14 protein-coding genes are annotated in these 13,083 nt (G+C 72.6%); 6 read left to right on the top strand and 8 right to left on the bottom strand.

Features of this window, described 5'->3' with window-relative positions:
* Positions 1-58 precede the first annotated feature (58 nt).
* The 3 genes from FNV62_RS18530 to FNV62_RS18520 all read right to left on the bottom strand — a co-directional run bounded on the left by FNV62_RS18530 (position 59) and on the right by FNV62_RS18520 (position 3,727).
* Entirely contained in the window at positions 59-1,459 is a 1,401-nt protein-coding gene (locus tag FNV62_RS18530) for a carboxyl transferase domain-containing protein (RefSeq protein WP_144315430.1), read from the bottom strand.
* On the bottom strand, positions 1,452-2,987 hold the full coding sequence (locus tag FNV62_RS18525) for an acyl-CoA synthetase (protein ID WP_143601555.1): 1,536 nt from the start codon (positions 2,985-2,987) through the stop codon (positions 1,452-1,454). Before FNV62_RS18525 ends, FNV62_RS18530 begins: the two co-directional genes overlap by 8 nt.
* 98 nt (positions 2,988-3,085) lie before the next feature.
* Positions 3,086-3,727 carry an O-methyltransferase gene (locus tag FNV62_RS18520; protein ID WP_143601554.1) on the bottom strand — a complete coding sequence of 214 codons (642 nt, stop codon included), beginning with the start codon at positions 3,725-3,727 and terminating at the stop codon, positions 3,086-3,088.
* A gap of 77 nt (positions 3,728-3,804) precedes the next feature.
* Between FNV62_RS18520 and FNV62_RS18515 the strand changes: the two genes are divergently transcribed.
* The 5 genes from FNV62_RS18515 to FNV62_RS18495 all read left to right on the top strand — a co-directional run bounded on the left by FNV62_RS18515 (position 3,805) and on the right by FNV62_RS18495 (position 8,329).
* The gene (locus FNV62_RS18515) at positions 3,805-4,245 is read left to right on the top strand and encodes a DUF6086 family protein (protein ID WP_144315429.1); all 441 of its coding nucleotides are present in this window, start codon (positions 3,805-3,807) and stop codon (positions 4,243-4,245) included.
* A gap of 150 nt (positions 4,246-4,395) precedes the next feature.
* Positions 4,396-5,010, top strand: a complete 615-nt coding sequence (locus FNV62_RS18510; protein ID WP_097284594.1) for a transcriptional regulator — start codon at positions 4,396-4,398, stop codon at positions 5,008-5,010.
* Between the two features lie 14 nt (positions 5,011-5,024).
* Positions 5,025-5,633: a toxin-antitoxin system, toxin component family protein gene (locus FNV62_RS18505; RefSeq protein WP_144316493.1), complete on the top strand. Its 609-nt coding sequence runs from the start codon at positions 5,025-5,027 to the stop codon at positions 5,631-5,633.
* 6 nt (positions 5,634-5,639) lie between these two features.
* Positions 5,640-6,860: an MAB_1171c family putative transporter gene (locus FNV62_RS18500; protein ID WP_144315428.1), complete on the top strand. Its 1,221-nt coding sequence runs from the start codon at positions 5,640-5,642 to the stop codon at positions 6,858-6,860.
* A 125-nt stretch (positions 6,861-6,985) separates the two neighbouring features.
* On the top strand, positions 6,986-8,329 hold the full coding sequence (locus FNV62_RS18495; protein WP_143605387.1) for an NAD(P)/FAD-dependent oxidoreductase: 1,344 nt from the start codon (positions 6,986-6,988) through the stop codon (positions 8,327-8,329).
* Position 8,330: 1 nt separating this feature from the next.
* Here FNV62_RS18495 and FNV62_RS18490 read toward each other — a convergent pair whose 3' ends face one another.
* A complete protein-coding gene (locus tag FNV62_RS18490; protein ID WP_143605386.1) occupies positions 8,331-9,407 on the bottom strand; it encodes a MerR family transcriptional regulator in 1,077 nt (358 codons plus the stop codon).
* A gap of 152 nt (positions 9,408-9,559) precedes the next feature.
* On the opposite strand from FNV62_RS18490, the gene FNV62_RS18485 reads away from it, so the two are divergent.
* Positions 9,560-10,477, top strand: coding sequence for an ATP-grasp domain-containing protein (locus tag FNV62_RS18485; protein ID WP_144315427.1), 918 nt, complete (start codon positions 9,560-9,562; stop codon positions 10,475-10,477).
* Here FNV62_RS18485 and FNV62_RS18480 read toward each other — a convergent pair.
* Genes FNV62_RS18480 through FNV62_RS18465 form a run of 4 tightly spaced genes read right to left on the bottom strand, consistent with a single transcriptional unit; the run spans position 10,458 to position 13,081 of the window.
* Positions 10,458-11,063, bottom strand: a complete 606-nt coding sequence (locus FNV62_RS18480; protein WP_144315426.1) for a hypothetical protein — start codon at positions 11,061-11,063, stop codon at positions 10,458-10,460. The genes FNV62_RS18485 and FNV62_RS18480 overlap by 20 nt on opposite strands.
* Positions 11,032-11,931, bottom strand: coding sequence for an FkbM family methyltransferase (locus FNV62_RS18475; RefSeq protein ID WP_144315425.1), 900 nt, complete (start codon positions 11,929-11,931; stop codon positions 11,032-11,034). The genes FNV62_RS18480 and FNV62_RS18475 overlap by 32 nt, the downstream gene beginning before the upstream one ends.
* Positions 11,928-12,179, bottom strand: a complete 252-nt coding sequence (locus tag FNV62_RS18470) for a Trm112 family protein (RefSeq protein ID WP_097284586.1) — start codon at positions 12,177-12,179, stop codon at positions 11,928-11,930. The genes FNV62_RS18475 and FNV62_RS18470 overlap by 4 nt, the downstream gene beginning before the upstream one ends.
* Positions 12,176-13,081: a hypothetical protein gene (locus FNV62_RS18465; protein WP_054233622.1), complete on the bottom strand. Its 906-nt coding sequence runs from the start codon at positions 13,079-13,081 to the stop codon at positions 12,176-12,178. The genes FNV62_RS18470 and FNV62_RS18465 overlap by 4 nt, the downstream gene beginning before the upstream one ends.
* Positions 13,082-13,083 lie beyond the last annotated feature (2 nt).

Genomic DNA, 13,083 nt, shown 5'->3' with positions numbered 1-13,083 from the left:
GGTTCCCCTTGGGAGGGGGAGCCGGCGCCGCCGCAGCGTCACTGCCCGGGTGGCGCGCTCAGCGTCCCGCGTGCTCCACGATGCCCCGGATCACACCCAGCTCCACCAAGTCCTGCGGCCGGATGCGGAGTTGGTCCGCCGTGTCGCGCACCTCGCTCGCCGGCCGCTTGAGGATCGCGGCCGCGAGCTCCGGCGCGATGACGGAGAAGTAACTGTCCGGCGTGGCCCAGGTGTTGCCGGGCGCGGCCAGCGCGAGCGCGCCGCCCGAGCCGCCCTCGCCGATCACCAGGGTGGTGACGGGCGTACGGGCGGTGGCCACCGCGGCGAACAGGTCCGCGATCGCCGAGCCCGCGCCCTGCCGCTCGGCCTGCGCGTCGTTGGCGGCGCCCGGGGTGTCCACCAGCGTCAGTACGGGGAAGCCGAGGCGGCCGGCGAGCCGGATCAGCCGGGCGGCGGTGCGGTATCCGGCGGGGCGGGTCGCGGTCCCGCACTGGGCGGCGTACGCCACGGTCCGCCCCGCGGGTCCCGAACCGAACCCGCACAGCATGCCGTCGTCGCTGCCGCCGCAACGGTCTCCGCCGATCGCGGCGCGGCGCGAGAAGTAGGCGTCCAGGTAGGCGGCGGCCCGGGGGCGTCCGGGGGAGCGGGCGTGCCGGACGGCGTCCCAGCCGGTGGCGGGGAGGCCGGGGGCGCCGAGGGCGGCCGGGGGAGGGACGGGCTCGACCTCGCCTCCGGACGCGGCCTCGGATTCAACCTCGACCTCGACCTCGCCCTCGGCTTCGGCCGCGGGAGCGGTCAGCAGGGTCAGCCACAGCGCCAGCGTCTCCCGCAGCTCCTCCTCCCGTACGACGGCGTCCACCGCGCCCGCCGCCATCTGGGCCTCGGCCGTGTACGCGGCCGGGTCCGCGTCGGACGGGCGGACCCGGGAGCCGGCGAAACCGACCTGGGCGCCGGGCAACGCCAGGGTCACGTCGGCGCCCGCGCCCAGCGTCGCCCAGCCGCCGCCCGTCGTCGGATCCCGCAGCACGGCGATCTGCGGCAGCCCCGCCTCCCGGGCGAGCGCCGACTGCCGTGCCACGCGCTGGAGCTGGGTGAGCGCGAGCATGCCCTCCTGCATCCGGCTGCCGCCCGTCGCGACGAGCGAGACGACGGGCAGGCGGTGCGCACGGGCGTGGGTGTAGGCCGCCTCGACGCGGTCTCCGGTGCGTTCGCCGAGCGAGCCGCCGAGGAAGCCGAACTCGAAGGCGATCAGTACGGCGCGGGTGGAGCCGATGACCGCGGTGCCGCAGACGACGGACTCGTCCTCGCCGGTACGGGTGAGGGCGCGGCGGCGCGAGTCGTCGTACCCCTGCCAGGACAAGGGGCCGTCCGGTTTGAACTCCCTCATGGGGACGGGCAGTTCACGGAAGTCATCGCCGGCCAGGGCGATGGCCTCGCGGGCGGAGAAACGCTCAGTCATGCTCAGGGGCCTTTGCGACGGCGTCGGGGAGGGCTCGCTTGAGAATCTTGCCCATGTCGTTGCGCGGGAGCGACGTGAGGAAGCGCACGGTCCGCGGGCGTTTGTGCGGGGCGAGGCGGCGGGCCACGTGGTCGGCCAACGCCTCGGCGGCCGGCGGGTCCTCGGGGTCGGCGGGGACGATCCAGGCCACGATCCGCTCACCCAGGTCCTCGTCGGGCTCACCGGTGACGGCGGCCTCGCGCACCGACGGATGCTCGAGCAGCGCGTTCTCGATCTCCCCGGCGCCGATCTTGTAGCCGCCGCTCTTGATCAGGTCGGTGGCCTTGCGGCCGACGATGCGTACCGAGCCGTCGGGGTCGACGACCGCCATGTCGCCGGTGCGGAACCAGCCGTCGTCGGTGAACGCGGCGGCGGTGGCGTCGGGCCGGTTCAGATACTCGGTGAAGAGGTTCGGCCCCCGGACCTGGATCTCGCCGACGGTCTCGCCGTCGGGCGTACCGGTGGGAGTGCCGTCGGCGTCGTACGAGGCGATCGTCGTCCCGTCCTCCTCGACGAGCCGTACGTCGACGCCGGGCAGCGGCACTCCGACGGTGCCGGGCCGGGGTTCCCCGTCCACCCGCACGCTGGTGTTCATGAGGGTCTCCGTCATGCCGTACCGCTCCACGACCCGGCGTCCGGTCGCGGCCGTGATCCGCTCGTGGTCGTGCACCGGCAGCGCGGCGGAACCGGACACGAGCAGCCGCGCCCCGCCGAGCGCCTTGGCCAGTTCGGTGTCCTCGACCAGCGCCTCGGCGAGCCGGTGGTACATCGTCGGCACCCCGAACAGCATCGTCGCGCCCGCGCCCAGCTCGCGCGCCACGCCCTGTGCGCTGAACCTGCCCAGATGCCGCACCGCCGCGCCGCGCCGCAGCGGGCCGAGGATGCCCAGGATCAGCCCGTGCACATGGAAGAGCGGCAGCCCGTGCACGAGCACGTCGTCGCCGGTCCACTGCCAGGCGTCGGCCAGCGCGTCCAGGGTCGAGGCGATGGCGCGCCGCGGGATGACGGCACCCTTGGGCGGACCGGTGGTGCCGGAGGTGTAGACGATGAGGGCGGGGGCGGCGGGGTCGTCCGGTTCGGTGTCGGGGCGCGCGGGGGTGCCGGGGCTTGGGCGGGTGTCCTGACCGGCGACTCCCACCTGGACGTCGACGCGCTCCAGGTCGCTTACGGGTGAGGGAAGTTCGACGCCGGGCTCGACCAGTACCAGCGACGGCGCGCTGTCGCCCAGAATGTGCCCCAGTTCGCCCTCCCCCGACTTGGGGTTGAGCGGCACGGCGGGCACTCCGGCGAGCAGCGCGGCGACGACCCCGACGGCGGTCTCCAGGGACGGCGTCGCCCACACGGCGACCCTCTCCCGGCCGTCGAGCCGCGCGGCCAGCTCGCCCGCCGAGGCGGCGAGCTCCGCGTACGTCAGTGACCGGTCGCCGAAACGCAGGGCGGGCCGCCGTGCGGTCGAACCGCTGACCAGGGCGGGAAAGAGGGAGGACACGCGGGGTACTCCTTGCCGTAGGGACCTGCTGGCGGACGTGCTGCCGATGACAGTCACCACCGTTCCTACACCAGCGCGGGGCGAACCCGCCGCCGCGCTCACTCCGATGACCAGCTCGGCCCCGTCGGGGCGAGCCGTCGCCGCGTGCCCACCAGCGTGGCGAGGTCCTCGGCGAGGCGGAGCTCGACCGTGTGCAGGGCCACATGCTTCAGCCAGTGCAGTCGGGCCCGGTCGGGGGCGCCTTCGTGCAGGGGCGGCCATCCGGTGGCCGGGGTGAAGTCATCGACCACCACCGTGCCGCCCGGAGCCAGCAGCCGGGCGGGGTCGGCCGGGTCGTCGCCCGGCATCTTGCCGGTACCACCGCCGTCCAGGACCAGCAGGTCGTACGGGCCGTGCTCCTCGATCCGCCGCCAGTCGCCGTGGATCACCTCGACCTCGGGCCGGTCGGCGAAGACCTCGGCCGCGACCCGGGCCCGCCCGGCGTCACGCTCCACGCTGACCAGCCGTACGCCCTCCCGCGCCCCGGACGCCAGCCACGCGAGCCCCACCCCGCACCCCGTACCCGTCTCACCGATCCGCCCCCGCGCACCGCCCGCCAAGACGTGCAGCAGACGGCCCTGCTCCGGACGGCACGCCTGCGCGAAGCCGTGCCGACGCGCGGAGGCGAGGGCCCGCCGGACGAGAGGGGGGAGGGTGGCGGGGTCTGCGGCGGCGTGGGCGTCCGTTCCTGAGAGCGACATGGTGGAGATCATTGTCGCCGCGGCGGGTCGGCCGGGGCTGGTTACGCTGGTCCGTCGCGATGGAACGAGGGGGCGGCATGAGCCAGGACTACGACATGGGTGACGAGACCCTGTGGAATCCCTCCAATGGGGCTTCCCGGTTGTTTCTTCGTCAAGTGGCCCTCTTCGAGGCGGAGCTGGAACTCCCGTCGGGCATCGGACCGATGGTGAACGACGAGAGCCGGATCGACCCGGACGCCTTCGCGGTCTTCGTCGACGCGCTGCTGGCGTGGCATCGAAGAACGAGTCACGCCGTCCTGCTGGCCCTCTCCGAAGGCTTCGCCGCCACGCTGCTGGTTCTCGCGGAGCGCGGCGGGGTCGCGGTGGACTGGGCACGGCTCGGTGCCGCTCCGGACGGTCCGTCGGAGAATGTGCAGATCTCGGCTCTCACCGGGATGTCCGCCCCGCCGGAAGGCGGCACCTGGGAGTCACGGCTCCGGGACAGATCGCGGGAATTGGGTCACTTCATGCCCCGTTAGCCGGGGCGATTCCGGCTGTCCCGCTCCGCGGGAGCGATCGTTCTTGAACTGGGAACCATCGTTCGGAAAGCATGGCGCGGGCCCCGTCGAGGACCGTAGTCTCGGCCCACAGCGTGAGAATTTGACGGGTCAACTGCCGGGAGTGCATGGGTGAGTGCGTCGCCGACTCCTCTTCGCGAGACACTCGCGCGTCTCGACGCGCACCTCGCCGAGAAGGGCCTCGATCGCGGGGAGGTCCTCGACGTGGCGGAGTTGTCGAGAAGAACGGCCCTCGCCGAGGGGGAGGTCCGGGCGCTCCTCGAGGGCGCGGGGGTGCTCGACGACAGGGTCGACGACCGCATCCGCGGACGCGTCCGCGCGCTGTACGAGGCGTATCTCGACGAGAGCGGGAAGCGGCCCGCCGATGTGTGCCGGGACGTCGCCGCGCGGCTCGGCATCAGTGACAGGTGGGCCCGCAGTCTGCTCAACGGCGACAAGATGCCGAACGTACCCGACCTCACCCGCCTCGCGGAGTTCTTCCGGATCGAGGAGGGCACGAAGTTCTTCACCGATCCGGCCCCCGTCGTCCTGAACGGCGCGCTTCAGCGCGTCGTCGGTGAGCTGGAGGGCGGCGCCGAGGACGGGCCGCTGCTCAGGTTCACGCTCAAGCACGGAGTCGTCACACTCGCCCTGCGGGGCCGGCGGCTGACGCCCCGCAAGCAGGAGGCGCTCGCGCTCATGCTGGAGGGTCTGCTGGGCAGCGAGAGCGAGGAGGCGGAACGGTGAAGACCTTCCTCAAGATGCGGCCCGTCCGTCGCGCGTGGAAGCGCGCCGCCGCTCTCCTCTCCCGCCGGGCCGACTCCGAGATGCGCGGCCTCGCCGTCGAGCTCACCCGCGCGCTGAAGAAACGACTCGACGCGCCCGTGGACGTACGGGAGTTGGCCGAGGCCCTCTGCCAGGAAATGAGCCGGCGCCGCGACGACCGCCCCATCCAGCTCCGCTTCGAGCGCTTCCCGGACGAGATCGAAGTCACGGGGCTGTGGATGGAGTTCCACGACTTCGACCTCGTCATCGTCGAGGAACGCGCCGAGACGGTGCAGCAACTCGTCATCCTCGGACATGAAATGTGGCACATGATGGCGGGGCACTCCCACTCCCACCACCACTACGCGGGTGCGGCGGCCGCCGCCGGCGCGCTGTCCGACGACCCCGGCTGGCAGGAGATCGCGCTCACCGTCGCCGCCCGCAACGGCTCGCACGAGGCCGACGAGGCCGAGGCGGAGGACTTCGGCCTGCACCTCGCCAGCGTCTTCCGAACCTGGGTGACCGGCCCGCGTACGAAGGGCCCCGTCGACCCGGTCGGACAGGCCATCCAGGCCTCCCTCGGCTACCGCGGACCCCAGGACTGACCGGCGATGAATCCTTCCCGCTTCTTCGCCGGGCTCTACATCTCCTTCTGGATCCCGACGGCGGTCCTCACCGCCGCGCTGGCGATCAAACTGCCCAGCATCGTCAAGCTGTGGAAGGACCCGCTGCTGCGTGCCGTCGGTGGCCTGCTCGTGCTCGCCTGCGGCGTCTTCGTCTTTGCGGCACCGGCGACCATCGCCTGGACCAACCGCGTCACCGGCGTACCGAACATCGCGGCCCCCCTGGTCTACAGCCTCATCACCGCGTTCTGCGGCGCCTGCCTAGTCCTGATCACCGCATGGCGCGACGGCATCTCCGACCGCTCCGAGACCACCCGTAGTGCCACCCGCTGGGTGATCGCCGTGTATTCCGGCGTGATCGTCGCGTTGTGGGTGCTGTTCGCACTCGCCGACGCCCACGTCGAGCGGATACGGGACCTCGACACGTACTACGCCAACACCCCTTTCATGCGCGAAGAGATCGTGCTCTATCTGCTCGCGCACACCGTGGCCTGCCTGATCACGTCCAAGCTGATCTGGAACTGGATCCGCACCGATGGACTCGACGTCTGGCTGCGCGGCGGTCTGATGTTCCTCGGCGCCGGCTACGCGATGAACCTGCTCTACGACGGCGCCAAACTCTGCGCCGTCCTCGCCCGCTGGACCGGCCACGACCTCGACTGGCTCAGCACCGGGCTGGCCCCACCGGTCGCCTGCCTCGCCGCCATCCTCATCGCGGTCGGCTTCATCCTTCCGCATGCCGGCCAGTACCTGCACCGCCGTGCCCACACCCGGCTCGGCCACTGGCACCTGCGCCCCCTGTACCGCCTGATGGGGACCGTCACGGGCGGCGGACGCGTCCCCTTCCGACTCCGTGCCACCCCCGAACTGCGCCTGACACGCCGCGAGACGTTCATCCGGGACGCGCTGCTGAACCTGGCCAGGTTCATCGACGAGGACCTCCGGCGGAAGGCGTACGACGCCGCCCTCGGCCTCGGTTTCGAGGCCGGCCGGGCGGGGGCGCTCGCCCACGCCGTCACCGTCCAGGACGCGATCGAGACGAGGAAGCGAACCCGCCAGGACGACGCCACCGCGCCTCTCAACAACCCGGACACGGAGAATCTGCTGGAGGAGATCGAGGCCGTGTCCCGAGCCCTGCGCCACCCCGACGACATCAGGGCGGTACGCGAGGCCGCGGCCGCCGCGGCAGAGAGCGTGTCAGCCCCATGAGTGACAACAGACATGTGAGTGACAAGTCCATGAGCGACAGGACCGTGAGCGACAGAGTCGAACTCGCGAGTGTCCCCAGCCGGCCCCTGAAGTCCGCCGTCGTCCTCGGCGGCAGCCTCGCCGGCATGCTCGCGGCCCGCGCCCTGGTCGAGTTCGCGGACGTCGTCACGATTGTCGAGCGCGACGTACTGCCCGACGGCCCCGAGCGGCGCAAGAACCTTCCCCAGGCCCAGCACGTGCACCTGCTGTGGTCCGGCGGTGTCCAGGCGATCGAGGAACTGGTACCGGGCACCGTCGACCTGCTCGGGAAGGCTGGGGCGCACCGGCTCTCGCTGACGACCGACATGGTCGCCCTGTCGTCGCAGGGCTGGTTCCGCCGCTGGAACGAGTCCCACTACATGATCCTCAGCAGCCGCGACCTGCTGGACGCGACCGTTCGCGCACGGGTCCTCGACGACGACCGGATCAAGCTCGTCGAGCGCGCCGAGGCGCTCGGCCTCGCCGGTACCGCCACGGCCGTCACCGGCGTCCGTGTACGCGGTCACGACGCCGCCGAGCGCACCCTCCCGGCCGACTTGGTCGTCGACACCACCGGCCGCGCCTCCCGCTCCCCGCAGTGGCTGCGGGAGCTCGGCCTCCCGAGCCCCGAGGAGCGTCAGGTCGACTCCGGTCTCGCGTACGCCAGTCGGCTCTACCGCGCGCCCGAGAAGGCCCGGGACGGCTTCCCGGTCATCAACGTCCAGGCCGCCCCGCGGGACGGGAGGCCCGGCAGGGCGGGCGTCCTGCTGCCCGTCGAGGACGGCCGCTGGCTGGTCACCCTGTCGGGCACCCGTGGGGGCGAACCCAGCCCCGACGAGACCGACTTCCTGCGCTTCGCCCTCGAAGAGCTGCGCCACCCCGTCATCGGTGATTTCATCGCACATGCCGAGCCGCTGACCGGGGTGGTCTTCACCCGCTCCACTGCAAACCGCCGGTACTACTACGAGCGCGCCCGGCACTGGCCCGACGGCTTCGCCGTTCTCGGCGACGCGCTCGCGGCGTACAACCCGACCTACGGGCACGGCATGTCGGTCGCGGCCCAGAGCGCGGTGGCGCTGCGCGACGCCATCCGGGCTCGAGGCTGGGGCACGCCCGGACTGGCCCGCGCCGCCCAGAAGGCGGCGGCCCGCCCGGTCAACGCCGCGTGGGACCTCGCCACCGGCCAGGACGTCTTCTACCCCGGCGCGACGGCGTCCGGCCCCACCCTCCGTGACCGGATCCTGGCCGCGTACGTCGACCGCCTCCTCTACACGGCCACCGGAAACGGTCGCATAGCCCGCCGTTTCACCGACGTCTCCTCCCTCCAGCGCGGCGCCCACGTCCTCCTCGGTCCCAGCGTCCTGCTGGCCGCCGTGCGCGGCCCTCTGAAGCCCCAGCTCACCGAGCCCCCGCTCAGCCACGAGGAGTGGAAGGTGGCCGACCCCACCTGAGTCAGCCGAGCCGTTGACCCCCGTCGGCCTCCACCACGTCCGCCACCACACAGCTCACGTTGTCGGGGCCGCCGGCGTCGAGCGCGGCTTCGACGAGGGACCGTACCGCCGTGTCGGGGGCCGGGGCCGAGCCCAGTAGCCGCCGGAGCTCCTCGTCCGCGACGACGGTGGAGAGCCCGTCCGAGCAGAGCAGGTAACGATCCCCGGGCAGGGCGTCGCACAACCGCAGATCGGGTACGACGGAGTCGGCGCCGCCGGTGAGTGCCTTCAGGAGCAGGGCACGTTGGGGATGAGCGACGGCCTCCTCCGGCGTGAGCCGGCCCTCGTCGACCATCGACTGGACCATGGTGTGGTCGTGCGTGATCCGGAACAGCTCGCCGTCGCGCAGCAGATAGGCGCGGGAGTCGCCGATGTGGACCAGCCCGAGCTGGGATCCGGTCCACACCATGGCGGTGAGGGTGGTGCCGTCGTCCTTGCCCGGTGTGGCGTCCTGGACGGCTCGCGCGGCCCCCCGCACCGCGTCCTCCAGAAGGTTGAGGACGCTCCCGCCCGGAAGGGGTTCGCCGTCCAGGGACTTCAGGGCCTCCACGGCCGCCGTACTGGCGGGCGCGCCGTTCGTGCCGAAGCCGTCGGCCACGGCGAGGACGCGGGCGCCCGCGTGGGCCGTGTCCTGGTTGGCGGGGCGGACCAGACCGGTGTCGGAGAGTGCGGAGTAGCGGAGTTCGAGCATGGCGGTGTCCTTCCTCGACGTGTACGAGAGGTGATCCACGAGGAACGTCACGAGTTCGCGTCGACCGGCGGTCTCGGCCTCGACCCGCGCCCAGTAGGCGCGGATCTCCTGGGCGGCGGACGCGTCGTCCAGTGCGCACACCCGCCGGATCCGGGCCAGCGGCATCCCGATCCGGCGCAGCCACGCCACCAGCCGTGCCTGCTCCAGTTGCGCGACGGCGTAGTACCGGTACCCGGTCTCCGGGTCGACCCGGGCGGGCCGCAGCAGCTCCAGCTCGTCGTAGAGCCGCAACGCCTTCGGCGACAGCCGGCACGCGTTTGCGAACGCCCCGATCGTCAGCATCTCCATGCGCCCACCCGTGGTCGTGTCGTGCCCCGTCATCCGTACCTCGTTCCTCGTTCCGCCACTGATGCTGCGGCTTCACCGAAGGTGAAGGTCAAATGGGTTGCCGAAGTTCGACCGGCGGTTGTTAGCCTCCCCGGGGATCAGCCGTTACGAGGATGGAGTCCGTCGTGGCCCGCACCGCCGCCGCCCGCGCACGTATCGCGCTCGCCACCTACCGGCCCGAGGAGGGCGCGGAGAGCCTGGACCGGGATCTGCCCGTGCTGAGGGCGGCTCTGGAGGGCGCCGGGGCGGAGGCCGTCGTCGGGTACTGGGACGATCCGGACGTCGACTGGGCGGCCTTCGACCTCGTGGTGATCCGGTCCACCTGGGACTACAGCTGGCGGGTGGCGGAGTTCGTGGCGTGGGCCGAGCGGTGCGGGAAGCTGACGCGGCTCGCGAACCCGGCGGCGGTGGTGCGGTGGAACACCGACAAGCGGTACATCGGCGATCTCGCGGAGGCGGGGGTGCCCACCGTGCCGACCCGGTACCTCGCGCCGGGCGCGCCCGTGGAGTTCCCCGACGACCGCGAGTACGTCGTGAAGCCCACCTCCGGCGCGGGTGCGCGGCTCGCCGCCCGGTACCGGCCCGAGGAGCGGGAGACGGCCCTGCGACAGTTGGAGCGGATGCACGACCGGGGACTGACCGCCATGGTCCAGCCCTATCTGACCAGCATCGACACCGCGGGTGAACGCGCCCTCCAGTACTACGGCGGTCGCCTCCTGCACGCCAGCCGCAAGGGCGCCGTCCTCGCACCCGGCACGGCCTACGACGCGGACAAGGTCGCGCACCCCCGCCTGGAGCCCTGGCAGCCGACCCCGGCCGAACTCGCCGTAGCGGAGCGCGCGTTGGCGGCCGTGCCACGCAGGACGGACGGTTCGGAACTGCTCTACGCCCGTGTCGACCTCGTCGACGGCGACGACGGGAACCCGTGTGTCATGGAGCTGGAGCTCGTCGAGCCGAACCTGTTCCTGTGGCTGCACCCGGAGTCGGTGCCCGTGGTCGCGGAGGCCGTCGTCAAGGCCGCTCTCCGCTGACGGCGACCCGCTGCAGCAACCCCCACGTGAACTCCGCCGCGCACTCCCGCGGCACTCCGGACGCGTCCGGGGCCGTGAACGCCAGGCCCCAGCGGGTCGGGGCCGTGCCCTCCAGGGGGCGGGCGGGGACGAAGGCGCGGGCGACCTCGTCGACCGTGCAGGACCAGGGGATGAGGTCGTCGAGGGTCTCCAGCCGGGGATCCGGGGCGCCGGGGGCGCGGACCAGCCACTCGTTCCAGGCGACGCCGTTCGGGGCGACGAGGACCTCGAACCGGAGGTCGGGCCAGAGGGGGACCGGCCAGAGCAGGGCCTCGCAGGACAGATCGCCGATCTGCCGAGGGGTGACGGACTCGGGGGCGCCGAGGATCGAGCGGTAGCGAGACGTCGCCGCCCGGGAGCGCGGGGCGTGCAGCATCGCCTGCCAGCGGCGGTTCGCCTCCCGCATGTCGGCGATGGAGACGCCCAGCTCGTGGCGGGCGTCCTCGACGAGGTCGGGGTTGTGGTCGGCCATGCGGCGCAGCAGGACCAGTTGGAAGTCGAGCGGGGTGAAGGGGCTAGCGGGTCGCTTGGCGGGCATGGGGTCCATGGTCGCGCATCGGGAGGGGGCCCGGTCGGCGGCCGTCCGGGAGGAACAGGACCGAGTTGACGTAACGGGGGCCGCGCGGGGGCAGGACGCGGCGCAGCAGGCCCTGGGCGGCCACGTGGGAGGTGCGTGCCTGGTGGGCCTCCAGGGGGAAGGACGTCAGGGGCAGCCAGGTGGTCGAGGGCAGGACCCAGCCCGTGTAGCCGCGCTCGGCGAGATGGTCGACCACCGGGGCGATCGGCTGGATTCGGGACTCCAGTTCGATGAAGAGGGCCGGGCGGTCGCGGGTCAGGAGGGTCTTCGCGCCCCGCAGGACCGCGAGTTCGTTGCCGTCCACGTCGATCTTGACGAAGTCGACGTCGTGGAGGCCCAGGCTGTCGAGGGTCACGCAGGGCACCTCCAGCGCGCGGGCGTGTATGTCCCGGCGGACCAGGGACGACACGCCGCGGTCGCCCGCGTCGTCCGGCGGGAACCAGAGCCGCGCCGTGCCCGGACGGTCGGAGGCGGCGGCGCGGACCACGCGGACGTTGGAGGGGGCGGTCGCGGAGAGGAGTCCGGCCAGGTGGGGGACCGGTTCGACGGTCACCACGCGGTGGGCCAGACCTGAAAGACGGTGGGTCCAGGGGCCGTACCAGCCGCCCACGTCCACCGCCGTGCCGCAGTCCGGCGGGCAGAGGTCCGCGAGGCGGCCCAGTTCGGGTTCGAAGCGCGGGTAGACGAGCCGGGCGGTCGCCGCGACGAGGCGGGTGGGGAGGTGGGGAGCGAGCCGGGCGGCCCAGGTCCTCGTCGTCCTCGGCGTTCTCGTAGTCCTTGTCGTCCTCGTGGTCCTCGTGGTCCTCGGAGTCCTCGGAGTCCTCGTGGTCCTCGTCACGGGACCATCCGCTTGAGGAGTTCCTCGTGCTCGTCCTCCGTGACCTGCTCCCCGGAGGACGGCAGCAGCTGCGGGATGCCGTCCACGATCGGGTAGCGGCGGCGCAGGCGCGGGTTGTACAGCGCCTCCCCGGCGCTCGGCTCCGCCCCGGAGTTCGGCGCCTCGTCGTCGCCCAGGGTCAGCAGGTGCAGCGGGCCCTTGTCCAGCGGGCAGGCCAGGATCTTCAACAGCGGGTCGTCGGGATTCATGGTGGCGTCAGCTCCTTGGCCACGATGGGGGGTTGGGGTGCCGCGTCGTGCTTGGGCATGACCAGCAGCACGGACACCGCGAGGGCGGTGCCCGCCAGGCGCAGCGTCAGCCGCACCGGGTCGTGCGGCAGCGCCTCGCCGAACGCGAGCGTGCCGAGCACCGCCGTGAACAGGCTGGTCACCGTCGTGCAGACCGGCACGATCAGCGAGGCCCGGCAGCGCTGCAGCGCCGCCTGGGACATGACCAGGCCGAACGCGCCGGTGAAGAGCAGGAGATAGGGGTACGGGGAGCGGAGCACGTCGATCACCGCCCCCGCCAGGTCACTGGTCGTCAGATAGCTCGACACGCCCTTGATGGCCAGCGAGCTCACCCCGTACAGCAGGCCCACCGCCACGCCGTACTCGACGCCCGTCGTCGGCATCCGGTGCCGGTGCCGCGCGCGGCGCTCGGCGGCCCCGTACAGCCACAGGCCCGCCGCCAGCGAGGGCAGACAGACGGTCAGGATCAGCGGCGCGGGCGCGCTGCGGCTGACCCGGTCCGAGCCCTCGCGCAGGGAGAGGACCACCATCAGCAGGGCCAGCAGGATCGCGCCGAGCGCGTAGCGCTCGCGGCCCGACGTCTCCTCGCCGAGCAGCCGGGCGGAGAGCAGCACCAGCAGCACGAGCCCGGAGACGAAGATGCCCTGGGCGGCGGCGATCGGCAGGGTGCGGTAGACGGCGAGCTGGGCGCCGAAACCGGAGGCCAGCGCCAGTGAACCACCGATCCACAGCGGGCTGCCGAGCACCAGCCGCAGCAGCCGGGCGGGGCGGCGGATGTCGACCTCGGGCAGTGCGGCGAGCGCGCGCTTCTCCAGGACGAATCCGGTGCTGTACAGGACGTTCGCCAGCAGGGCCGCGGCCACTC

The sequence above is a fragment of the Streptomyces sp. RLB3-17 genome, from assembly GCF_007113425.2.
GTDB lineage: Bacteria > Actinomycetota > Actinomycetes > Streptomycetales > Streptomycetaceae > Streptomyces > Streptomyces mirabilis_D.
The sequence above is the reverse complement of the archived record's forward strand: the minus strand, read 5'-3'. Positions and strand labels throughout refer to the sequence as shown.

What these genes read in the sequence shown, in the direction of transcription:
- FNV62_RS18530 (WP_144315430.1), bottom strand. Translation starts at nt 1,459, where the DNA reads ATGACTGAGCGTTTCTCCGCCCGCGAGGCCATCGCCCTGGCCGGCGAT.
- FNV62_RS18520 (WP_143601554.1), bottom strand. Translation starts at nt 3,727, where the DNA reads ATGTCGCTCTCAGGAACGGACGCCCACGCCGCCGCAGACCCCGCCACC.
- FNV62_RS18515 (WP_144315429.1), top strand. Translation starts at nt 3,805, where the DNA reads ATGAGCCAGGACTACGACATGGGTGACGAGACCCTGTGGAATCCCTCC.
- FNV62_RS18505 (WP_144316493.1), top strand. Translation starts at nt 5,025, where the DNA reads ATGCGGCCCGTCCGTCGCGCGTGGAAGCGCGCCGCCGCTCTCCTCTCC.
- FNV62_RS18500 (WP_144315428.1), top strand. Translation starts at nt 5,640, where the DNA reads ATGAATCCTTCCCGCTTCTTCGCCGGGCTCTACATCTCCTTCTGGATC.
- FNV62_RS18495 (WP_143605387.1), top strand. Translation starts at nt 6,986, where the DNA reads ATGCTCGCGGCCCGCGCCCTGGTCGAGTTCGCGGACGTCGTCACGATT.
- FNV62_RS18490 (WP_143605386.1), bottom strand. Translation starts at nt 9,407, where the DNA reads ATGGAGATGCTGACGATCGGGGCGTTCGCAAACGCGTGCCGGCTGTCG.
- FNV62_RS18485 (WP_144315427.1), top strand. Translation starts at nt 9,560, where the DNA reads ATGGAGTCCGTCGTGGCCCGCACCGCCGCCGCCCGCGCACGTATCGCG.
- FNV62_RS18480 (WP_144315426.1), bottom strand. Translation starts at nt 11,063, where the DNA reads ATGGACCCCATGCCCGCCAAGCGACCCGCTAGCCCCTTCACCCCGCTC.
- FNV62_RS18470 (WP_097284586.1), bottom strand. Translation starts at nt 12,179, where the DNA reads ATGAATCCCGACGACCCGCTGTTGAAGATCCTGGCCTGCCCGCTGGAC.